A 20,252-nucleotide genomic window follows, 5' to 3' on the forward strand; every position below is an offset into this window, starting at 1 on the left:
CCGGGCCTTCCCCCTTTCTCCGACCTTGAGGAAATCACCATGACCACGCTCAGCTGGACCGTTCCGATGTACCTGCCGGAAAACCCGTCTGGAATACAGGTGAACAACGAGGAACTGTGGCACGCCATGGTCCATAAGGCGCAGGACCCCGCAAAGTACGTGCCGTACATCACAGGCTGCGAAGTCCTTGAGGAGTACGAGGACGGCCTCCTCCGGGAAATCACCTACGCGGATGGCAGGAAGGTCAGCGAGCGCGTCGTCTACGAGCCGCCCACGCGGATGACGTTCCAGGCGCACAACGACCCCGACATCGCGGAAATCGTCAATGAGATCGGCACGGACGGCGACGGCCGGCCCACGTTCACGCTGCGGTTGACCTTGACCGGCGACGGCCGGCTCAAGGGGCAGAAAGATCCGGAGTTTCTGCCGCACCTCTCGAAGACGTTCGCCGGCTCGCTGCTGCCCATCGTCCACGGCGCGATAAACGGAACCTGACGTATTCCTCTGAGTGGCATTGCCGCGCCCGTCCCCCGGGACGGATAGTCACAGACGTCTCGACATTACGCGTTCTCAGCGAGAGGAAACCCCTTTATGTGCGGCCTGGCCGGATGGGTGAGTTACGGGCGTGACCTCCGGGAATACACCCGGACCGCGTCGACCATGACGGAAACCATGGTGTGCCGTGGCCCGGACGCCGGCGGCCTGTGGAGCTCGCAGCACGCCGTTCTCGGCCACCGCCGCCTCTCGATCATCGACCTGGAGGGCGGCCGGCAGCCGATGGCCGTCGCCGAGGGCGCCGACGACCTGCCCGTCATCACGTACACCGGCGAGGTGTACAACTTCCAGGAACTCCGGGAGGAACTGCGCGGGCTGGGACACGAGTTCCGCACGTCGAGCGATACCGAGGTCGTCCTGCGCGCCTACCTCCAGTGGGGTGCCGACTTCGCCGAGCGGCTCAACGGCATCTACGCCTTCGCCATCTGGGACCCGCGCTCCGAGGAACTCCTGCTGGTCCGCGACCGGATGGGCGTCAAGCCGCTCTACTACCACCCCACCGAGGACGGGGTGATCTTCGGGTCCGAGCTCAAGGCGATCCTCGCCCACGAGGACGTCGAGGCGGTCATCGACGGCGAGGGCCTCCGGGAGATCTTCTCGATCGTCAAGACGCCCGGACACGGAGTGCTCAAGGGCATGTACGAGGTCCTGCCCGCCACCGTCATGCGGTTCACCAAGGACGGCTCCTCCTCCCACCGTTACTGGGAACTGACCGCCCGGGAGCACACCGACGACCTCGACACCACCATCGACACGGTCCGCGAGCTGCTCGAAGACATCGTGGACCGCCAGCTGATCGCGGACGTCACGGTCGGCACCCTGCTCTCCGGCGGCCTCGACTCCAGCGCCATCACGGCGATCGCCGCCAAGGCGCTGGCGGAGAAGGGCGTCACCGAGCCGATCCGGGCCTTCTCCGTCAACTTCACCGGCCACGAGGAGCGGTTCGAGGCGAACGTCCAGTGGGCCGACCCGGACACCCCGTACGCCATCGAGGTCGCCGAGCACGTCGGGGCCGAACACATCATCGTCGAGCTCGACAGCAACGACGTCCTCAACGACGAGGTACGTCAGCAGGTGCTGCGCGCCCAGGACCTCCCGGTCTCCACCGGTGACATGGAGTACTCGCTGCTGCTGCTGTGCCGCGCGCTCAAGGAGCGTATGACGGTCGCCCTGTCCGGCGAGGCCGCCGACGAACTCTTCGGCGGGTACACCTGGTTCCACGACGAGGAGGCCGTCTCGCTCGACAGCTTCCCCTGGCACCACCCGTTCGAGAAGGCCGGCGGCATCGGCGCGCTGCAGGACATCGGCCTGTGGGACCGGCTCGGGCTGACCGAGTACATCAAGCAGCGCTACACCGAGGCCCTCCAGCAGGTTCCCCGGCTGGCCGGGGAGAGTGGCCACGAGGCCCGGATGCGTGAGCTGACCTTCCTCAACCTCACCCGCTGGGAGAACTTCCTGCTGGACCGCAAGGACCGCATCAGCATGGCCGCCAGCCTGGAGGTGCGCGTCCCCTTCACCGACCACCGGCTGGTGGAGTACGTCTACAACACCCCGTGGGCGATGAAGAACTTCGACGGCCGCGAGAAGAGCCTGCTGCGGGCCGCCATGCGAGGCGTCCTGCCCGACTCGGTCCTGGACCGCAAGAAGAACCCGTACCCCTCCACCCAGGACCTCACCTACGAGCTGGAGCTGCGCAAGCGCGTCGAGGCCATCATCACCGAGGGCGCCCCCGTCCTCGGCCTGGTCGGCGAGGCGGACATCCGCAGGCTGCTCGACCGCCCCGAGGGGGCCTACGCCGTCGGGGGCCCCTGGAGCGCCCGCGCCGTCCTGGAGCGCCTGGTCGAGTTCAACACCTGGGTCAGCGACTACGACGTGACGGTCGAGCTGTAACGCTCCGGCCGGCCGCCCCGTCCGGCGGGCCTTCCCCGTCGTCCGCCCCGCAGGCGGCGACCAGGAAGGCCCGCGGGCACCTGCCGCACGCCCCTTTCCGTGCCCTGCACACCAGACGCACCGACCGTGCTCATCGCCTCGCATCACGCCTCACCGCGCCCGCCCGCCGCCGGACCCCGTTCCGGCACGCCCTGCTGAGGGAACCGATGATTGACATTCAGTCCTCCATCCGATCCATACCCGCGCTGCAGCAGCCCGACTGGAGCGCCCATCCACGTCTCGGGGACGTACAGGCAGACCTCGAACGGATGCCGGCCCTCGTGGATGCCGAGGCGGTACGCCGTCTGCGCTCCCTGCTCGCGGAAGCCGCCGCGGGTCATCTCCAGGTGATCCAGACCGGTGACTGCGCCGAGGACCCGGCCGAGGCCACCCCCGAGGACGTCACGCGCAAGAGCGCGCTGCTGGACCTGCTGGCCGGGGCGATGAAGCTCGCCTCGGGGAACTCGGTCGTACGGGTGGGTCGGCTGGCCGGCCAGTTCGGCAAGCCCCGCTCCTCCCCCACCGAGCTGGTGGACGGCGTCGAACTGCCGGTCTACCGCGGCCACATGGTCAACCGTCCGGAGCCCGACGCGGAGCTGCGCCGCCCCGACCCGGGGCATCTGCTGACCGGCTACCGGGCCGCCAGCGACATCATGCACTACCTCGGCTGGCGCGGGACCGCCAGCCGCTCGGTGCTCGACGTCCCCGTCTGGACCAGCCACGAAGCACTGCTGCTCGACTACGAACTGCCGCTGCTGCGCCGCGAACCCGACGGCTCCCTGCTGCTGACCTCGACCCACTGGCCGTGGGTCGGCGAGCGCACCCGGCAGCTGGACGGCGCCCACATCGCGCTGCTCGCCGCCGTCTCCAACCCCGTCGCGGTCAAGGTCGGGCCGACCATGACGCCGGACACGCTGCTCGCCCTGTGCGACCGTCTCGACGCCCGGCGGCACCCCGGCCGGCTCACGCTCATCGCGCGCATGGGCGCCGACAACGTCGCCGAGAAGCTGCCCGCCCTGGTCCGCGCGGTCCACCAGGCCGGCCACCCGGTGCTCTGGCTCTCGGACCCGATGCACGGCAACACCGTCACCAGCCCCGACGGTCTCAAGACCCGCATGGTGTCGACGGTCATCCGTGAGGTGGAGAACTTCCAGAACGCCGTGTGCGCGAACGGCGGTGTCGCCGCCGGTCTCCACCTGGAGACCACCCCGGAGAAGGTCACCGAGTGCGTCCTCGACGCCTCCGAGCTCCGCCGGGTCGGCGACAAGTACCTCAGCTTCTGCGATCCCCGCCTCAATCCCCAGCAGGCCATCGAGGTCGTCTCGGCGTGGCGGGGCTGAGTCCGGACCCGTCCGGCGACACGCATCCATCACTTGTAGGAGGTACGCACGTGGAAGGCAGAGTTGCCCTGGTCACCGGGGCGGCCGGCGGCATCGGCGAGGCGGTCGTCCGGCTCCTGGCGGACCGCGGGGTGAAGGTCGCCGCCGTGGACCTGGTCCCCGAACGGCTGGCGGAGTCCGTGGACAAGCTGCGGGCCGACGGGCTGGCCGTGACCGGCTTCCCGGCCGATGTCACCTCCAGCGCCGAGGTGGAGGCCCTGGTGGAGCGGGTCGAACGCGACCTGGGCCCGGTGGACTATCTCGTCAACGCCGCGGGCGTGCTCCGCCTGGGCGCGGCACGGGACCTCACCGACCAGGACTGGACGGCCACCCTGGCGGTGAACACCAACGGCGTCTTCTTCACCTCCCGCGCCCTCGTCAACCGCATGATCCCCCGCCGGCGCGGCGCCATCGTGACCGTCGCCTCGAACGCGGCGGGCACCGCGCGTACGGAGATGGCCGCCTACGCGGCGTCCAAGGCGGCGGCGACCGCCTTCACCAAGTGCCTCGGCCTTGAGGTCGCCCAGTACAACATCCGCTGCAACCTGGTCGCTCCCGGTTCGACCGACACACCCATGCTGCGCGGGATGCACACCGCGCAGACCGCGGCCAAGGCCTCCGTCACGGGCAATCCCGACGCCTACCGGGTCGGCATTCCGCTGGGCAAGGTCGCCCGTCCCGAGGACGTGGCACAGGCCGTGCTGTTCCTCCTGTCCGACCAGGCGGGCCACATCACCATGCACGACATGACCGTGGACGGCGGAGCCACCCTCGGTGTCTGACCACGAAAGGACCCCCAGCCCCATGCCCGGCATACCCCCTGTCGACCCCTACCCCATGCCCGAAGCCGCGGATCTGCCGGTCAACACGGTGGACTGGCAGGTGGACCCCGGGCGGGCGGTGCTGCTCCTGCACGACATGCAGGAGTTCTTCCTCCGGCCGTTCCCGCGCACCGCCGCGCCGGGGGCCACGCTGGTGGGCAACGCCGTGCTGCTGCGCGAGCGGTGTGCCGCGCTGGGCATCCCGGTCGCCTACACCGCGCAGCCCGGCGGGATGACCCCGCAGGAGCGCGGCCTGCTCAAGGACTTCTGGGGGCCCGGGATGCGTCCCACCCCCGAGCACAAGCGGGTCGTGGCCCCCCTGGAACCCGCCGAGGGCGACTGGGTCTTCACCAAGTGGCGCTACAGCGCCTTCTTCAAGTCCGATCTGCTGGAGCGTATGCGGTCCCACGGCCGGGACCAGCTCATCATCTCCGGCGTCTACGCCCACGTCGGTGTGCTGATGACCGCGGTCGACGCGTTCACGAACGACATCCAGCCGTTCCTGGTGGCCGACGCGGTCGCCGACTTCTCGGCGGACTACCACCGCCTCGCCCTCGACTACGCGGCGCAGCGCGCCGCCCGGGTCGTCACCACCAAGTCCGTCCTGGTCGAACTCGACACGAACGAGTCAGCACGTTGAGTACGGCCTCGGTGAAAGGAACCCCCATGGCCAGCCCGGACACCGCGTCCGATGTCCTGTCGCGGATCCTCGACGGCTCCGCGGGCGCGTTCGCCCTGCTGCACCGGCCCGAGTCGGCCGGACCCGACGTCCTGGAGCTGCTCCGGGGGGATGTGGAGCAGGCCGCACGCCTCGCCGACCTGCCTCTGGACGAGGACGCGGCGCCGGGTCACGAGCTGCTCGCCCTCATCCCGTACCAGCAGATCACCGAGCGGGGTTACGCCGCGCACACCGACGACGCGCCCCTGCTGGCGATGAGGGTGCGTGAGCAGACCGTCCTGCCGCTCGGCGAGACCCTGCCGCTGCTGCCCGACGATCCGGTGAAGCTGGCCGACGGCCATTTCGACGTCGGTGACGACGCCTATGCCGACATCGTGCGACGGGTGATCGCGGACGAGATCGGCACCGGTGAGGGCGCCAACTTCGTCATCAAGCGCTCCTTCACCGCGCAGCTGCCCGGTTTCGGTCCGCGCGCGGCGCTGTCGTTCTTCCGCCGGCTTCTGGAACGGGAGGCCGGGGCCTACTGGACCTTCCTCGTCCATACCGGCGACCGTACGTTCATCGGCGCCACCCCGGAGCGGCACATCAGCCTCCACGACGGTACGGCGGTGATGAACCCGATCAGCGGGACCTACCGCTACCCCGCGAACGGGCCGACGCTCGACGGCGTGCTGAAGTTCCTGGACGACCAGAAGGAAGCCGACGAGCTGTACATGGTCGTCGACGAGGAACTGAAGATGATGGGCCGGCTCTGCCCCGCGGGGGGCCGGGTGGCGGGCCCGTACCTCAAGGAAATGGCCCACCTGGCCCATACGGAGTACTTCATCGAGGGCCGTACGGACAGGGACGTGCGCGAGATCCTGCGCGAAACGCTCTTCGCACCGACCGTGACCGGCTCGCCGCTGGAGAGCGCGGCAAAGGTGATCAGCCGTTACGAGCCCACCGGCCGCGGCTACTACAGCGGGGTCGTGGCGCTGATCGGGCGCGATGCATCGGGCGGGCGCACCCTGGACTCCTCGATCCTGATCCGGACCGCCGAGATCGACGGTGCCGGGCAGATGAAGATCGGCGTCGGCGCGACGCTGGTACGCCACTCCGACCCGGTCTCCGAAGTGCACGAGACCCGCGCCAAGGCGGCCGGGCTGCTGGCCGCGCTGGGTGAGCAGGAGTCCAGCCGGTTCGGGGCGCACCCGGCCGTGCTCGAAGCCCTCGGCGAGCGCAACGGCACCATCGCCGGCTTCTGGCTCAAGGACGCCGTGGACCGGGACCGGGTGACGAGCGCCCTGGCCGGGCGCAGCGTGCTGGTGATCGACGCCGAGGACACCTTCACCTCGATGATCGCCCACCAGGTCCGCTCGCTGGGCTGCGAGGTGACGGTACGCCGCTTCGACGAGCCGTACGACATCGACGGCTACGACCTCCTCATCATGGGGCCGGGACCGGGAGATCCTCGGGAGACCAGCCACCCGAAGATCGCGCATCTGCGGGCGGCGGTCGCCCAGGTGCTGGACGAGGGGCGGCCGTTCCTCGCCGTGTGCCTGAGCCACCAGGTGCTGAGCACCCTGCTCGGTCTGCCGCTGGTGCGGCGGCTGGTCCCGAACCAGGGGGCCCAGCACGAGATCGACCTGTTCGGCCGGCGTGAGCGGGTGGGCTTCTACAACGCCTACGCCGCCCGCGCCGAACAGGACAGCTTCGAGCATCCGGTGCACGGGCGCATCGAGGTCAGCCGCAGCAGCTCGACCGGTGAGGTGCACGCCCTGCGCGCCGAACGCTTCGCGTCCATGCAGTTCCACGCCGAATCCGTGCTGACCCAGAACGGTCTGCGGATCTTCGGCATCCTGCTCGAATCCCTGGCGGCGTCATGCGTGCGGTGATCGTGTGGTGGGACCTGGCGGCGTCCGGGCAGACCATCGAGTCGCTGCGCCACTTCCTCAGGGACGAGGCGGTGGAGAGGTTCTCGAAGATCCCCGGCCTGCGGCTGAAGTTCTGGATCTCGGACGCGGACACCGGGCGCTGGGGGGCGGTGCTGCTGTGGGAGTCGGCCGAGGCCGCGTCCCGGCCGCTGCCGTCCCGGGCCGCCGAGCTGATCGGCTATCCGCCCACCGAGCGTCATGCCTTCGACGTGGAGGCCACCGCGGAGGGCGCCTTCACGCTCGCCGCCCTGGCCGGCCGCGGCCTGGCCCTCGAACAGGCCCCGGGCTGACCTGCCGAGAGGCCGGACCGGTCGTATCCGACGGAGGACAGAGATGACCACTGCCATCAGCCGACCGCGTACCGAACCGGTCGAGGCCCGGGTGCCGGGCTCCAAATCGCTCACCAACCGGGCCCTGCTGCTGGCGTCGGCGGCCGGTACGCCCAGTACGCTCACCGCCCCGCTGGTGAGCGACGACACCGTCGCCTTCCGTCTCGCCCTGGCCGAACTCGGCGTACGTGTCGACGTGTCGGCGGACGACGCGGCCTGGACCGTGACGGGTCCGGAGCGCGGCCCGGCCGGCTCGGGGCGGGTCTGGTGCGCCGACGCGGGTACGGCGGCACGGTTCCTGCCGCCGTACGCCGCGACGGGGCACGGTGAGTTCCTCTTCGAGGGGAGCGACCAGCTCACCGCACGGCCCGTCGCTCCCCTGGCCGACGCCCTGCGCCGACTGGGAGCGGAGGTGGAGACCGGAGCGGGCGGGCGACTGCCCCTGCGGGTCCGCTCGCGCGGCCTGGACGGCGGCGCGCTCGATGTCGACGGGACCCTGAGCAGCCAGTTCCTCACCGGCCTGCTGATGGCGGGCCCGCTGATGCGCCGGCCCCTGGTGGTGACCGTCCGGGACCTGGTCAGCCGCCCCTACATCGATATGACGCTGGCCCTGATGCGGCGTTTCGGGGCGCGCGTCACCGAGGATGCGACGGGTGTCTTCACCGTGCGTCCGGGCGGCTACCGGGGAGCGGATCTGCGCATCGAGCCCGACGCCTCCACCGCCTCGTACTTCTTCGCGGCCGCGGCGGTCACCGGCCGGAGCGTGACCGTTCCCGGCCTCGGCAGCGGCAGCCTCCAGGGCGATCTGCGCTTCGCGCGGGTGCTGGGGCAGCTCGGGGCTCGGGTGGAGACCACCGAGGACGCGACCACGGTCACGGGCACCGGCAGCCTGTCCGGCGGCTTCGGCGTGGACATGGGCGAGATCTCGGACACCTTCATGACCCTGGCGGCGATCGCACCGCTCGCCGACGCCCCCATCAGCATCCGGGGCATCGGGCACGCCCGGCTCAAGGAGTCGGACCGGATCGCCGCGGTCGCGGGAAACCTGCGGGCGCTCGGCATCCGCACCGAGGTGGGCCGCGACTGGATCACCGTCCACCCCGGGGCTCCGGCGCCGGCCCGCATCGCCTGCCACCGGGACCACCGCATCGCCATGGCGTTCTCCGTCCTGAGACTGCGGAGCGAGGGCATCACCCTCGACGACCCCGGCTGCGTCGCCAAGACCTTCCCCGGCTTCCACCAGGAACTGAACCGGCTCTTCCCGCAGCACGGCCCGGCAGCGACCGCGGGCCCGGCCGCCGGATGAGCGGGCGTCACCACCCGTACGAGAAAAGATGAGGACAGAGAGGACAGATGAGCGACATGGCTCAGATAGTGGTCGCCGGTGGCGGCATCGGAGGGCTCGCCACGGCTCTGTCACTGGCCGGGCGAGGACACCGGGTGACGGTGCTGGAGCGCAGTGACACCTTCGCCGAGATCGGCGCGGGCATCCAGCTCGGCCCGAACGCCTTCCACGCCCTGGGCCGGCTGGGCGTGGCCGACGGCGTACGCGACCGTGCCGTCTTCATCGACGAGCTGCGGTTCATGGACGGCACGACGGACCGCAAGATCGCCGCCATGTCACTCACCGACGCCTACCGCGAGCGGTTCGGCAACCCGTACGCGGTGGTGCACCGGGGCGATCTGTACCAGCCGCTGCTGGCCGGCTGCCAGGCGCTGGACAACGTCGAGCTGGTCGCCGGTGCCTCGGTCGCCAGGTACGAGCAGGACGCCTCGGCCGTCACCGTGCACACCACGGACGGGCGGACGTTCACGGGTGCGGCGCTCATCGGCGCCGACGGCATCCGCTCCACGGTGCGCGCGCAGATGCTCGGCGACGGCGAACCGCGCGTCTCGGGCCACACCATCTACCGCTCGGTCATCCCGATCGAGCGGGTGCCCGAGGAGCTCCGCTGGAACACCGTGACCCTGTGGGCCGGCCCCAAGTGGCACTTCGTGCACTACATCATCGGTGACGGCAAGTACCTCAACCTCGCCGTCACCCTGGACGACGGCGCCCGCGAGGCCGTGGCGGGCCGCCCCGCCGAACGCGACCATGTGCTGGGCCGGTTCCCGGGCCTCGGCAGCACGGCCCGCCGCCTTCTGGAGCTCGGCGAGGGCTGGCGCGAGTGGGTGCTGTGCGACCGCGATCCGGTGGACGACTGGACCGACGGCCGGGTCGTGCTGACGGGCGATGCCGCGCACCCGATGCTCCAGTACGCGGCCCAGGGGGCGTGCCAGGCCCTTGAGGACGCCGTGGTGCTGGGCGATCTGCTCGGCGACGCCGACGGTGACGACATCGTGCAACGCCTGGAGAAGTTCAACGCGGAGCGCCGCGAGCGGACCGGCCGGGCCCAGCTGGTCGCCCGGGAGATGGGCACGCAGCTCTACCACCCGGCGGGCGACGCCGCCGCCGCGCGCAACACCATGCTCTCCTCGCTCTCCCAGGACGAGCTGTACGACAAGGTGTCCTGGCTGCACGGGGAGCAGGGGTTCGTCCGGTCCCGCTGAGGCCTGGCCTGACCTGGGGTCACGTCACCGTCCGGGCCGGGCCGCCAGGTGCTCCGGCCACCTCTGTGGCGGGCCGCCCGGACGGCCGGCCGGACGGCACCGCGACGCGGCCGGGACGGTGCTCGCAGGCGCATCCGCACGCCCCGACGGGTGGTCTGTGCACCTCCTGCGGAGCCCTGCCGCACAGCGATGGTGTGCGGGTAGCCAGATAGCTGCCCGACCATGGCTGGAGCGTTGTGAACACGTCTGTCATCAAGGAACGAGACACCTTTGTCACGGCCCCGTTCGGTGAGCGGGCCCACCTGCCGTCCGGTGCCGCGCTGTCCGACGATGTCGTACGGGAACTGTGTGAGTCGCTGTTCTCGGCCTTCCACCGCAAGGACCAACGGCTCAGAGCCGAGCAGTACCTACGGGGGTTGCTCACCGCGCAGGGCCGTAAGTCGATCCGCAACATCGCCGCGCAGGTGGGCGGCCAGGCCGCGGAGCAGAGCCTGCACCACTTCATCTCCAGTTCCACCTGGGACTGGCGGCCGATGCGGCGGGCGCTCGCCTCCTACCTGGAGCGGACCGCCTCTCCCCAGGCCCTGGTGGTGCGCTCGATGGACATACCGAAGGCGGGCGAGCACTCGGTGGGGGTGGACCGGCTGTTCGCCCCGGAGCTGGGCCATATGTTCCGTGGACAGCAGGCGTTCGGCGTGTGGTTCGCCTCCGAGGAGGTCAGCGCCCCGGTCGACTGGCGGCTGCTGCTGCCGCACCAGTGGGCCAGCGACCCCGCGCGTCGTGACCGCGCGGAGGTGCCGGAGGCCGCACCGGCCGAGAGCGCGGAGGAGTGCGCCGTCGCCGTCGCGCTGGACAGTGCGCGGTACGGGGCCGGCCCGCGCCGGCCCGTCCTGCTCGACCTGCGGCGCGGCAATCCGCAGGAGGCGATGGGCCGTCTCTTCGCGGCGGGGGCGCCCGTCCTGGCGCGCGTGAGCGCCTCCGCCCGGGTGAGCGTGGCCAACCGGGCGCTGCCCGGCTACGGGGCCGGTCCCCTGCCCGCCCAGCGGATCGTCGAGATGGTCACGGGGATGCGCCGGCCGGTCCGCTGGCTGGACACCGCCGGGCAGTGGGCCGGGCGGACCTCGCTCGCCACGGCGGTCCCGGTCGCGTTCCCCGTCCGCGCGGGTGTCCGTCCGCGGCCCATGCTGCTGGTCGGGGAGTGGCAGGACCCGGCCCGTCCGCCCGCCCAGTTGTGGCTCACCGACCTGACGCACCTGCCCACCGCGCAACTCCTGCGCACCACCAAGCTGACCCGCCGGGTCGATCAGGATTTCACCCGGACCGGTGTTCCGGCGGGGCTGCGCGATTTCGTCGGCAGGTCGTTCCGGGGGTGGCACCGCCACATCACCCTCGCCTCCGCGGCCCATGCGGCGGTGGCGCTGACGGCCGGGGACTATCCGGTGGACCGCGCGGCCGGCCCGGCGTCCGCCTGACCGGCCTCGGTGTTCGGCTGCTGCTGGAGCACGTTCCGGGCCCGCAGCACCCGCAGGGCGAGCTGGACTTCGAGGGTGCGGTCCGGCTGCGCCCACTCCTGGCCGAGGAGTTCGGAGATCCGTTCCAGCCGGCGCGAGACGGTGTTGGGGTGCACATGCAGGGCCTCGGCCGCGTTGGTCGGGCTGCTGCCCGCCGCGAAGAACGCCTCCAGGGTGGCGATGAGGTCCGTCTGGCGGTCCTGGTCGTGGCCGAGGACCGGGCCGATGGCCGACTCGATGAAGCTGTCCACGTCGTGGTCGTCGGAGAGGAGCAGGCCGAGGAAGCCCAGGTCCCGCACGGAGGCCACACTGCCCGCGCCGTTCAGAGCGGTCAGCACGTCCAGGCAGCGCACGGCCTCCTGGTGCATCCGGCGGATCTCCGCCGGGCCTCGGCCGGGGCCCGCGGCGCCGACCGACACGGGGTGGCCGAGCAGCGGAGAGAGCTCGTCGGCGACCGCCCGGGCCGCGGCGGAGGCGTCGTCGCCGGGCAGGAGCAGCAGGATGCAGCCGTCGTGCGCGGTCTTGAGACCGGACATCCGGTGGGCGTAGGAGGAAGCCCAGACCAGGGCGCGGCCGTGCTCCCCGCCCTCGGGGCGCCCGACCACCAGGACATGGGGCGCGTCGAGGTCGAGGCCGATGCGGTGGGCGCGCTTGACCAGGTGCCGCAGACGGTGCGCGGAGCGGCTGGACGTGGCGAGCAGGTCGTCGAAGAGTTCGTCGCGTACGGGCCCTTCGGCCAGTGCCGTGCTGTGCTGGAGGAGGAGCTGGATCGCGAAGGCCTGCGCCGTGAGGTGCAGCAGGCGTTCGTCCTCCCCGACCAGTGCGGTGGCGGGGCGCAGGATCAGGAAGCCCAGGTCCTCCGCGCCGGCGATGACCGGGGCGACCCAGATGTTGCCGGAGGCCGCCACCGCGGTGCGCCGGGTGTGGGCGTCCAGAGCGGTCCTGGCCACGGCTTCCTCGTCGAGGTCCGGTATCTCCCCGCCGCCGGCCAGGAGGCGGCCGGCGGGATCGCGTAGCTGGAGGGTGCCGTCCAGCGCGTCCCCGGCCGCCTTGGCCACGGTGGTGAGGTCGGCTCCGGCGAGCAGCAGGCTCATGGTGCGGCTGTGGGCCTCGTTGAGCTGCTGGAGTCTGACCAGGCTGGTGCGGGTGCGCAGACCGTCCAGTTCGAGCTCGTCGACCTCGCCCCGGGCCTGTTCGAGCCGCTCGGCCCGTTCGATGGCCACGGCGGCGAGCATGGCCAGCGAGCAGACCAGCCCGATCTCGTCGGGGCTGAAGTGGCGTACCGCGCGGGTGGCGCCGTACAGCACGCCGACGGGGCTGTTCCCGTTCAGCAGCGGGACGGCCATGAGCGCGCGCAGCCCCTCGGCGCGCACGACATCGGTCTCCTGGCAGGCCTCGATGCCTTCGCCGCCGGGATAGTCGGCCGTCCACACGGGGGCGCCGGTGGTCAGGGCCCGGTGGCCGAGACCGCGGCCGGGGGCGATACGGAACTCGTTCGCGAGGGCGGTGGTCGACCCTTCCGACGTACGGGCGTACAGCGTGCCGTCGGCGTCCATCAGCGCGACGCAGGTCATGTCGAAGTTGAGGAGCCGCTTGACCCTCCGGGTGACGACCCTCAGCAGCGCGTCGAGTTCATAGGGGAAGGTCAGATCCCGGGCGGTGTCGACCAGGTCGGCGAGGCCGTCCTCCCGCTGGCGGCGCCGGCCCTGTAAGGCGTGGACGCCGCGGGCCAGCGAGACGGCGCGTTCGAGGCGGGCGATGTCGTCCGGCGCTTGGCCGGCCCGGCGAGCGCTCTGCAGAAGCTCCTCGAACCGGCTGGGGGGCGCTTCCTCGGCGAGGAGTTCCAGGACGGTGAGCAGGTCCGCTCCGCCCGTCCGCGTATTCGTCGTCACGTGCCGATCCCCCCGGTGGCCCCAGTCCCCTTACCTGGCCGAAACTAATTCGCCGATGAACTGCCAGTCAATCGGTTACCGGCGGTGATGGCGTCGGGTGGTGGCCGGGCCACCATGGCGGGAGGCCGAAAGGTGGCTGGAGACGGTACCCGGCCGCGGTGGGTGTGTGGTCGGGGTGAGGGGCATGCCCCAGCGACAGGACGTCCGGACGCCGAGGCGTCCGGACGTCCTGTCATGTGCCGGGCCGGAGCCGTCAGACGAGGCTGGCGCTCAGCCCGAACGACTGCGGCATACGGACGGGTGCCGCCGCCTGGCGGGGCACCCGCGGCTGCGGCGTGCCCCGGCGCAGCCGCTTGTAGGCCTGGAGCACACGGAAGGGGTCGCCGGTGCGGCGCAGTTCCGCCATGAGCCCTTCGTACAGCGGCTGACGGGCGCGGGACCGGGACAGGAGCAGCGACAGGTCGGCGTGCAGGGTGAGGTGCCGGCCGAGCTGCATCTCGGTGGCGATCCACTGGTCGAGGGCGCGCTGCCAGGACTGTTCGAGCTGCTCGGCGTGGGCGCGCAGGTGCGGTCCGTGCAGGACACCGGCGTACGGCTCGGCGGTCCACAGGCCCAGCGCGTCGCGCAGCCGGCCGGCCGCGGTCTCGAAGTCCTCGGTCTCCATGGCCCGGTAGCCGGCGCCCGCCGCCCGGGCGAACGTCCAGGCGTCGCTCGTACCGCCGCCGCTGTCGAGGCGGTAGCCGCCCGACCGGGAGGCCAGCACGGTGTCGGCGCTGCGCGGCTCGCGGTGGGTGGAGCCGTGGGGCGCCTCCAGCGCGGCGCGGGAGAGGGCGGCGGAGATGAGGTCCCGCAGCCGGCGGATGTGGCGTTCCACGATGTCGGTGGCGTGCTGGGGCGGGTCGACGGGCCAGAGCTCCTCGACGAGGACGACCGTCGGGACCGTGTGGTCGACCTGGGCCGCCAGCAGCGCGAGGACCTGCCGGACCTGCGCCTCCATCGGTGTGATCGGTATGCCTCCCTCTTCCACGGACAGGATCCCCAGCACCTTGATGTCCATTACGCCCCCTGTAAATGACTGTCAGGGCGTACGGCAGTGCACGCCGTTCCCCACGGCGCTGGTGCACTCCCCTGGCCCCCCATTACAGTTAATAATAGTGGTTTTTTTTTTTTGGTGAGGCTCAACTGCCGCGAAGGGGAACTGTGAAACAGGCAAGGAGCGCGCGGACGCGCCAGGCTCTGATCGAGGCGGCGGCCGGGGAGTTCGACCGCCACGGGTACGCGGGGTCCTCGCTCGCCCAGATCAGCAAGGCGGCCGGCATCTCCATGGGCGCGCTGACGTTCCACTTCTCGTCGAAGGAGGAGCTGGCGGCGACCGTCAGGAGCCGGGGGCACTACGCCACCACCGCCGTGGTGCACGAGGTGTCCGCCACCGAGGCCGCCCCCGTGCAGGCCGTGGTGCAACTCACTCTGGCGCTGGCCAGGCTGTTACAGGACGAGGCGGTCGTACGGGCTGCCGCACGCCTGACGCAGGAGCGGCCGGGTGCCGCCGCGGACTGGGACAGCGCGTGGGCTCCGACGATCAGCGACTGGCTGCACGCGCCGGGCGCGGAGGGCTCCGACCCCGTGGCGTTCTCGACCCTCGCCACCCTGCTGGTGCTGGGCACGGAGGCGGACATGCGGCGGCGCGCGGCCGCTCCCGAGGCCGGACACAGCCCGGTCCGACAGCTCTCCCGGGTATGGGAGTTGTCCCTGTCCGGCGCGGCCGCGACGCACGGCGCGGGGACCGGTGACGGTGTACCGTGCCGGTCCGCGCGCGGGCACGGCTGAGCGCGGCAAGCCGCCGGAACGTGTTGTGCCGCCGTCGCGTGACGGCGGCACAACACGTCTTCCGTGAGGCTCAGATGGCGCTGCAGCCTCCATCGACGGCCATGGCGCTGCCGGTGATGAAGGAGGCGCGTGCGCTGAGGAGGAAGGCGGCCGCCTGGGCGACTTCGGCGGGGTCGGCCAGCCGGTGCTGGATGGCGCGCGCCGCGGCCGCCTGCTCCAGCTGCGGCACCTCCCGCATCGCCGTCTCCATCAGCTCGGTGCGCGTGCTCCCCACCATGAGGGCGTTCACCCTGATGCCGCGCTCTCCGTACTCCGCCGCCGCGGCCCGGGTCAGGCCCAGGACGGCATGCTTGGCCGCGACGTAGGGAGCGATCGCACCGGTGGCGAACAGGCCCGCGATGCTCGACGTGTTCACGATCGCACCGCCGTCCCCCTGCCCCAGCATCACCGGTATCTGGTGTTTGAGGCAGTTCCACACACCGCGGACGTTCGTCTCCATGACGCGGTCGAAGACCGCGTCATCCGTCTCGTGCAGCGAGGTGCCGATCGAGCCCCATCCGGCGTTGTTGAAGGCCCCGTCGAGCCGGCCGAAGGCGTCCACCGCGTCGGCGACGGCCCGCTCGACGTCACCGCCCGCCGTGACGTCGCCGGCCGCCACCAGCGCCCGGCCGCCACCGGCCTCGATCTCCTCGGCGAGCGCCAGCAGCTTGTCCTTGCGGCGCGCCATCAGCACCACCGCCGCACCCTCGGCGGCGAAAAGCCGGGCGGCTGCCGCACCTATGCCGCTCGAAGCCCCCGTGATCATGACAGTCCTGCCGTGGAGCAGGTCCCGCGTATCTCCCATTGACGCCCCCTCGTTCTCCATCAACCCCCCCGATCACGTAGTTGATCAGGACATACGTGGGACACCGTAGCCGTGCCGTATGACGGGCCGGCCGGTCAGCACCGGCTGCGGCCCGTACCGGCGTACGGCGTCACCGGCCTCTCCCCCGGTCCTCGCCGAACTCGAGCTTCTTCGCGGCGCTCGGCACGGCGATGCCGGGGAGCAGAACCTGCCACATCTCCTCGACGCGGTGCGGAAGGTCCGCGCGCCCCGACTCCATGTGGGCGTGCATCTGCGCGCCCGTACAGGTGCTGACGACGAGACGGGCGATCGCCTGGATGTCGGCTCCGGCCCGCAGTTCACGCCTGCGCTCGGCGACCTGGAAGTCCCTGAGCAGTATCTGCGTCCACTGCTGGTGGGAGTTCTCCTCCGGCGGGACGAACTGGTCCTGGTCCATCACCAGCCGCGCTCCGGCGATCAGCACCGGGTCGTCCAGCAGTTGGTAGGCCCAGGTCAGGGTCACATCGACAGCGTGCTGCAAACCCTGCGAGGGCTGCGGCGGAACGACGAGCTTCGGCTGCTCGGCGACGATCAGCCGGGCCAGCTCCTCCTTGGACTTGAAGTGGAAGTACACGGCGCCCAGGGTCAGTCCGGCCCGGTCGGCGATCTTCGTGACGCTGGCTCCGGCGAACCCGCACTCTCCGAAGATTTCCGCACCCGCGCGAATGAGGGCCGCACGGGTACGTACCGCTCTGTCCTGCTTCACGGTCCGCGTCACTTATGCCTGCTCCCTCAAACTCGGTCTCGACAAGAAAAAAAGTATTCTCTACTTTATAGCTCTCGGGTGATGCGGCCGCACACCTCCTGCAGTCACCACGAAGTTCCGGGGGAGAGAACTCGTCATGGCACTCTGCACAGTCACCGAGAGACACAGCACGACCGGCGCACCGACCGGGGGGTTCGACCAAGGGCTGGCGCGCAAGACGGTCTCCACAGAGGCTCTCGTCACCTCGTGGCGGAGGATCTCCGACACTACTCAGACGGTCACCGTACAGTGGCCCCAGCAGCACAGTTTCTACACAGTATCTACACGCCACAGCCCCCTGTTGGTCATCGAGAGTCTGCGCCAGGCGCTGGCCGTGCTGACCCACACGGTGCACGACATCCCGCTCAGCCACCGGCTCGGCTGGGAGCACATACGCTCCACCGTCGACCCCGAGGCCCTCCGGGCCGGTCCGACGTCCCCGTCCGTGGAACTCACCATCACCCACACGAAGGTGAAGCGACGCCCCGGCGGCTCCGTCCATCTGGCCTCCAAGGTCGAGGCCACCCGCGACGGCGTCGCCCTGGGAGAGGCCGAGCTGCACTACACCACGCATCCGCCCGCCATCTACAACCGTCTGCGGGGGCGCTACGCGGACGCCCGACAGGCCTTCGCCCAGGCGCTCCCCCTCACACCGCCGGTGCCGCCCGCCCATGTGGGGCGCAGCAGTGTGCGGGATGTGGTGCTGTCCCCGACGAGCACCGCCCATCAATGGCAGCTGCGGGTCGACACCACGCACACCGTGCTGTTCGACCACCCGCACGACCATGTCCCCGGGATGGTGCTGCTGGAGGCGGCCGACCAGATCGCACGCGCCGAGGCCCAGCCGCAGGCCGCGATCCCGGTGGCCTTCGACACCACCTTCCACCGCTACGTCGAGTTCGACCGGCCCTGCGTCCTCACGGCCGAGCCCGTCGAGCCCGACGCCCAGGGCCGTTCCCGCGTCCTGGTCAGCGCTTCCCAGGCCGACCAGGTGGTCTTCCGGACCACCGTGACCACCGAGCCCAGCGCCACGCGCTAGACACACGACGGCACCACCCAGAGCAGCCGCTTGCCCGCCGGCGATCCCGGCGGGCAAGCGGCTGTCGCCATGCACACGATGCGCGTGTGCCGTGGCCGTCGGCCGGTGGGCGTCAGCCCGTCCCGGCCTCGGCCACCAGCTCCTCGATCCGGGTCAGCTCCTCCTCGCCGAACTCCAGGTTCCGCACGGCCTCCACACTGTTCTCCAGCTGGGTGACGCTGCTCGCGCCGACCACGGCCGAGGTGAGGCGGCCGCCGCGCAGTACCCATGCCAGGGCCAGCTGGGCGAGGGACTGCCCGCGCTCCTTCGCCACGGCGTCCAGAGCCCGCAGCCGCTCCACCAGCTGGGGCGTCAGGGCGTCGGACGTCAGGAACGGGCTGTCGCCCGCCGCCCGGGAGCCGGCCGGGACGCCGTTCAGGTAGCGGTCGGTGAGGATGCCCTGTTCCAGCGGGGAGTAGGCGATGGAGCCGACGCCCAGCTCGTCCAGCGCGGTGAGCAGCCCGTCCTCGGGGCGGCGGTCCAGCATCGAGTAGCGGGGCTGGTGGATGAGCAGGGGCGTGCCGAGGTCCTGGAGGATCGCGGCGGCCTTCCGGGTCTCCTCGGCGGAGTAGTTGGAGAGGCCGACGTAGAGGGCCTTGCCCTGGCGTACGGCGGTGTCGAGCGCACCCATCGTCTCTTCGAGCGGGGTGTCGGGGTCGGGGCGGTGGGAGTAGAAGATGTCGACGTACTCGACGCCCAGGCGCTTGAGGCTCTGGTCCAGCGAGGAGCGCAGGTACTTCCGCGAGCCCCACTCCCCGTACGGGCCGTCCCACATGTGGTAGCCGGCCTTGGTGGAGATGACGAGCTCGTCGCGCAGCTTCGCGAAGTCACCGGCGAGCGCGCGGCCGAGGGTGAGTTCGGCGGAGCCGGGCGGCGGGCCGTAGTTGTTGGCCAGGTCGAAATGGGTGATGCCGAGGTCGAAGGCGCGGCGCAGGATGCGGCCCTGCTCGTCGGGGGTACGGTCCCCGCCGAAGTTGTGCCAGAGCCCGAGGGAGAGCGCGGGCAGCAGGAGACCGCTGCGGCCGGTGCGCCGGTAGGGCATGGCGGAGTAGCGGTCGGCGGACGGCAGGTACATACGAGAGCTCCGCGGGGAGAGGGCCAGGGGGACGGGCCTTAAGGCTTCCGCAGATCGATCCAGCAGTCCAACAGGAGATTCCGCTCGGATTCATCACCTAGAGTCCTCAATCATGGAACTGCGTCAGCTGGAGCACTTCGTCGCCGTCGCCGAGGAGCAGCACTTCACCCGCGCCGCCGAGCGCCTCGCCGTCTCCCAGTCCGGGCTCTCCGCCTCCGTACGGGCCCTGGAGCAGGAGCTGCGGACCCCGCTGTTCTCCCGCACCACGCGGACGGTCCGGCTCACCGAGGCGGGGCGGGCGCTGCTGGTGGAGGCGGAGCGCACGCTGGCGGGGGCGCGGGCGGCGCGGGACGCGGTCGATGCCGTACGGGGGCTGCTGCGCGGGACGCTGACCCTGGGCGTCGAACAGTGCGTGGCGGGGGTGAGCCCGGCCCGGCTGCTGGCCGCGTTCCACCGGGAGCACCCGCAGATGGAGCTGCGGCTGCGCCAGGAGGGGACGAGCAGTCTGCTGGACGGGGTGGCCGGGGGGCGCCTGGACCTGGCGTTCGCCGCCACGGTCAGCCCGGCGGAGTGGCGCGGGGAGCTGATGCCGCTGGCCCGGGAGGAGATGGTGGTGCTGTGCGCGGCGGGCCACCGGTTCGCGGGCCGGGCCCGGGTGGGGTGGGAGGAGCTGCCGGGTGAGTCGTTCATCGACTTCCACCCGGACTGGGGGCCGCGGCGTGCGGCGGACGAGGCGTTCGCGGCGGCGGGGGCCCGGCGGACGGTGGGCCTGGAGGTCAACGACGTGCACAGCCTGCTGGAGCTGGTGCAGGAGGGGCTGGGGATCGCGGTGGTGCCGCACCACTTCTCCCGCAAGCCGGAGGCGGCCCGGCTGACCGCGGTGGAGGTGGCGCCTGCGGGCGGGCGGCAGGCGGTGTACGAGAGCGTGGTGGTGCTTCCGGCGGCGCGGAGCCTGAGCCCGGGGGCGCGGGCGCTGATGCGGCTGGTGCGGGAGGACGCGGTACGGGAGGTGGGGGTGCGGGGAGCGGAGGTACGGGAGGCGGGGGTGGGCTGAGCCGGTCAGGAGCCCGTACCGGACTCGTGGGC

Annotated in this window: 18 protein-coding genes; 13 read left to right on the forward strand and 5 right to left on the reverse strand. The window is 71.3% G+C overall.

All coding sequences use genetic code 11. The features are described from left to right. Positions 1 to 39: 39 nt before the first annotated feature. The 10 genes from R2B67_RS04350 (at position 40) to R2B67_RS04395 (ending at position 11,627) form a co-directional block, all read left to right on the forward strand. Complete coding sequence (locus tag R2B67_RS04350) at positions 40 to 495, forward strand: SRPBCC family protein (RefSeq protein ID WP_317816521.1); 456 nt, start codon at positions 40 to 42, stop codon at positions 493 to 495. Between the two features lie 96 nt (positions 496 to 591). Next, complete coding sequence (gene asnB, locus R2B67_RS04355; RefSeq protein ID WP_317816522.1) at positions 592 to 2,445, forward strand: asparagine synthase (glutamine-hydrolyzing); 1,854 nt, start codon at positions 592 to 594, stop codon at positions 2,443 to 2,445. Between the two features lie 206 nt (positions 2,446 to 2,651). Beyond that, positions 2,652 to 3,824: a 3-deoxy-7-phosphoheptulonate synthase gene (locus R2B67_RS04360; protein ID WP_317816523.1), complete on the forward strand. Its 1,173-nt coding sequence runs from the start codon at positions 2,652 to 2,654 to the stop codon at positions 3,822 to 3,824. A gap of 50 nt (positions 3,825 to 3,874) precedes the next feature. After that, entirely contained in the window at positions 3,875 to 4,645 is a 771-nt protein-coding gene (locus tag R2B67_RS04365; RefSeq protein WP_018513462.1) for a 2,3-dihydro-2,3-dihydroxybenzoate dehydrogenase, read from the forward strand. Positions 4,646 to 4,667: 22 nt separating this feature from the next. Beyond that, positions 4,668 to 5,324 (forward strand): isochorismatase family protein, encoded by a 657-nt coding sequence (locus tag R2B67_RS04370; protein ID WP_317816524.1) that lies wholly within the window; start codon positions 4,668 to 4,670, stop codon positions 5,322 to 5,324. 26 nt (positions 5,325 to 5,350) lie between these two features. Beyond that, positions 5,351 to 7,237 (forward strand): anthranilate synthase family protein, encoded by a 1,887-nt coding sequence (locus R2B67_RS04375; protein ID WP_317816525.1) that lies wholly within the window; start codon positions 5,351 to 5,353, stop codon positions 7,235 to 7,237. Beyond that, on the forward strand, positions 7,225 to 7,566 hold the full coding sequence (locus tag R2B67_RS04380) for a hypothetical protein (RefSeq protein ID WP_317816526.1): 342 nt from the start codon (positions 7,225 to 7,227) through the stop codon (positions 7,564 to 7,566). The genes R2B67_RS04375 and R2B67_RS04380 overlap by 13 nt, the downstream gene beginning before the upstream one ends. 43 nt (positions 7,567 to 7,609) lie before the next feature. Continuing rightward, positions 7,610 to 8,911, forward strand: coding sequence for a 3-phosphoshikimate 1-carboxyvinyltransferase (aroA, locus tag R2B67_RS04385; protein ID WP_317816527.1), 1,302 nt, complete (start codon positions 7,610 to 7,612; stop codon positions 8,909 to 8,911). A 56-nt stretch (positions 8,912 to 8,967) separates the two neighbouring features. Continuing rightward, entirely contained in the window at positions 8,968 to 10,155 is a 1,188-nt protein-coding gene (locus R2B67_RS04390) for a 3-hydroxybenzoate 6-monooxygenase (RefSeq protein WP_317824776.1), read from the forward strand. Positions 10,156 to 10,391: 236 nt separating this feature from the next. Next, complete coding sequence (locus tag R2B67_RS04395; protein ID WP_317816528.1) at positions 10,392 to 11,627, forward strand: IS701 family transposase; 1,236 nt, start codon at positions 10,392 to 10,394, stop codon at positions 11,625 to 11,627. On the opposite strand, the gene R2B67_RS04400 is transcribed toward R2B67_RS04395, so the two are convergent. Next, complete coding sequence (locus R2B67_RS04400; protein WP_317816529.1) at positions 11,588 to 13,558, reverse strand: helix-turn-helix domain-containing protein; 1,971 nt, start codon at positions 13,556 to 13,558, stop codon at positions 11,588 to 11,590. The genes R2B67_RS04395 and R2B67_RS04400 overlap by 40 nt on opposite strands. A 253-nt stretch (positions 13,559 to 13,811) precedes the next feature. Beyond that, positions 13,812 to 14,615: an AfsR/SARP family transcriptional regulator gene (locus R2B67_RS04405; protein WP_317816530.1), complete on the reverse strand. Its 804-nt coding sequence runs from the start codon at positions 14,613 to 14,615 to the stop codon at positions 13,812 to 13,814. A 143-nt stretch (positions 14,616 to 14,758) separates the two neighbouring features. Here R2B67_RS04405 and R2B67_RS04410 point away from each other — a divergent pair, with 143 nt between their 5' ends. Then, positions 14,759 to 15,385, forward strand: coding sequence for a TetR family transcriptional regulator (locus tag R2B67_RS04410; protein WP_317816531.1), 627 nt, complete (start codon positions 14,759 to 14,761; stop codon positions 15,383 to 15,385). 70 nt (positions 15,386 to 15,455) lie between these two features. On the opposite strand, the gene R2B67_RS04415 is transcribed toward R2B67_RS04410, so the two are convergent. Together R2B67_RS04415 and R2B67_RS04420 are read right to left on the reverse strand one after the other, a co-directional pair. Then, positions 15,456 to 16,229, reverse strand: coding sequence for an SDR family NAD(P)-dependent oxidoreductase (locus R2B67_RS04415; RefSeq protein WP_317816532.1), 774 nt, complete (start codon positions 16,227 to 16,229; stop codon positions 15,456 to 15,458). Positions 16,230 to 16,359: 130 nt separating this feature from the next. After that, complete coding sequence (locus R2B67_RS04420; RefSeq protein WP_317816533.1) at positions 16,360 to 16,986, reverse strand: ScbR family autoregulator-binding transcription factor; 627 nt, start codon at positions 16,984 to 16,986, stop codon at positions 16,360 to 16,362. 124 nt (positions 16,987 to 17,110) lie between these two features. Between R2B67_RS04420 and R2B67_RS04425 the strand changes: the two genes are divergently transcribed. Further along, the gene (locus R2B67_RS04425) at positions 17,111 to 18,052 is read left to right on the forward strand and encodes a ScbA/BarX family gamma-butyrolactone biosynthesis protein (RefSeq protein WP_317816534.1); all 942 of its coding nucleotides are present in this window, start codon (positions 17,111 to 17,113) and stop codon (positions 18,050 to 18,052) included. Between the two features lie 112 nt (positions 18,053 to 18,164). Here R2B67_RS04425 and R2B67_RS04430 read toward each other — a convergent pair whose 3' ends face one another. Then, positions 18,165 to 19,166 (reverse strand): aldo/keto reductase, encoded by a 1,002-nt coding sequence (locus R2B67_RS04430; protein ID WP_317816535.1) that lies wholly within the window; start codon positions 19,164 to 19,166, stop codon positions 18,165 to 18,167. A 112-nt stretch (positions 19,167 to 19,278) separates the two neighbouring features. Between R2B67_RS04430 and R2B67_RS04435 the strand changes: the two genes are divergently transcribed. Further along, complete coding sequence (locus R2B67_RS04435; protein ID WP_317816536.1) at positions 19,279 to 20,220, forward strand: LysR family transcriptional regulator; 942 nt, start codon at positions 19,279 to 19,281, stop codon at positions 20,218 to 20,220. The last annotated feature ends 32 nt before the right edge of the window (positions 20,221 to 20,252 follow it).

It is taken from the genome of Streptomyces cyaneofuscatus (assembly GCF_033109485.1).
Taxonomy (GTDB): domain Bacteria; phylum Actinomycetota; class Actinomycetes; order Streptomycetales; family Streptomycetaceae; genus Streptomyces; species Streptomyces cyaneofuscatus.

Coding starts and splice junctions, on each gene's coding strand:
- R2B67_RS04405 (WP_317816530.1), bottom strand. CDS start 14,615: ATGGACATCAAGGTGCTGGGGATCCTGTCCGTGGAAGAGGGAGGCATA.
- aroA (WP_317816527.1), top strand. CDS start 7,610: ATGACCACTGCCATCAGCCGACCGCGTACCGAACCGGTCGAGGCCCGG.
- R2B67_RS04435 (WP_317816536.1), top strand. CDS start 19,279: ATGGAACTGCGTCAGCTGGAGCACTTCGTCGCCGTCGCCGAGGAGCAG.
- R2B67_RS04370 (WP_317816524.1), top strand. CDS start 4,668: ATGCCCGGCATACCCCCTGTCGACCCCTACCCCATGCCCGAAGCCGCG.
- R2B67_RS04415 (WP_317816532.1), bottom strand. CDS start 16,229: ATGGGAGATACGCGGGACCTGCTCCACGGCAGGACTGTCATGATCACG.
- R2B67_RS04380 (WP_317816526.1), top strand. CDS start 7,225: ATGCGTGCGGTGATCGTGTGGTGGGACCTGGCGGCGTCCGGGCAGACC.
- R2B67_RS04375 (WP_317816525.1), top strand. CDS start 5,351: ATGGCCAGCCCGGACACCGCGTCCGATGTCCTGTCGCGGATCCTCGAC.
- R2B67_RS04430 (WP_317816535.1), bottom strand. CDS start 19,166: ATGTACCTGCCGTCCGCCGACCGCTACTCCGCCATGCCCTACCGGCGC.
- R2B67_RS04350 (WP_317816521.1), top strand. CDS start 40: ATGACCACGCTCAGCTGGACCGTTCCGATGTACCTGCCGGAAAACCCG.
- R2B67_RS04425 (WP_317816534.1), top strand. CDS start 17,111: ATGGCACTCTGCACAGTCACCGAGAGACACAGCACGACCGGCGCACCG.
- R2B67_RS04360 (WP_317816523.1), top strand. CDS start 2,652: ATGATTGACATTCAGTCCTCCATCCGATCCATACCCGCGCTGCAGCAG.
- R2B67_RS04390 (WP_317824776.1), top strand. CDS start 8,968: ATGGCTCAGATAGTGGTCGCCGGTGGCGGCATCGGAGGGCTCGCCACG.
- asnB (WP_317816522.1), top strand. CDS start 592: ATGTGCGGCCTGGCCGGATGGGTGAGTTACGGGCGTGACCTCCGGGAA.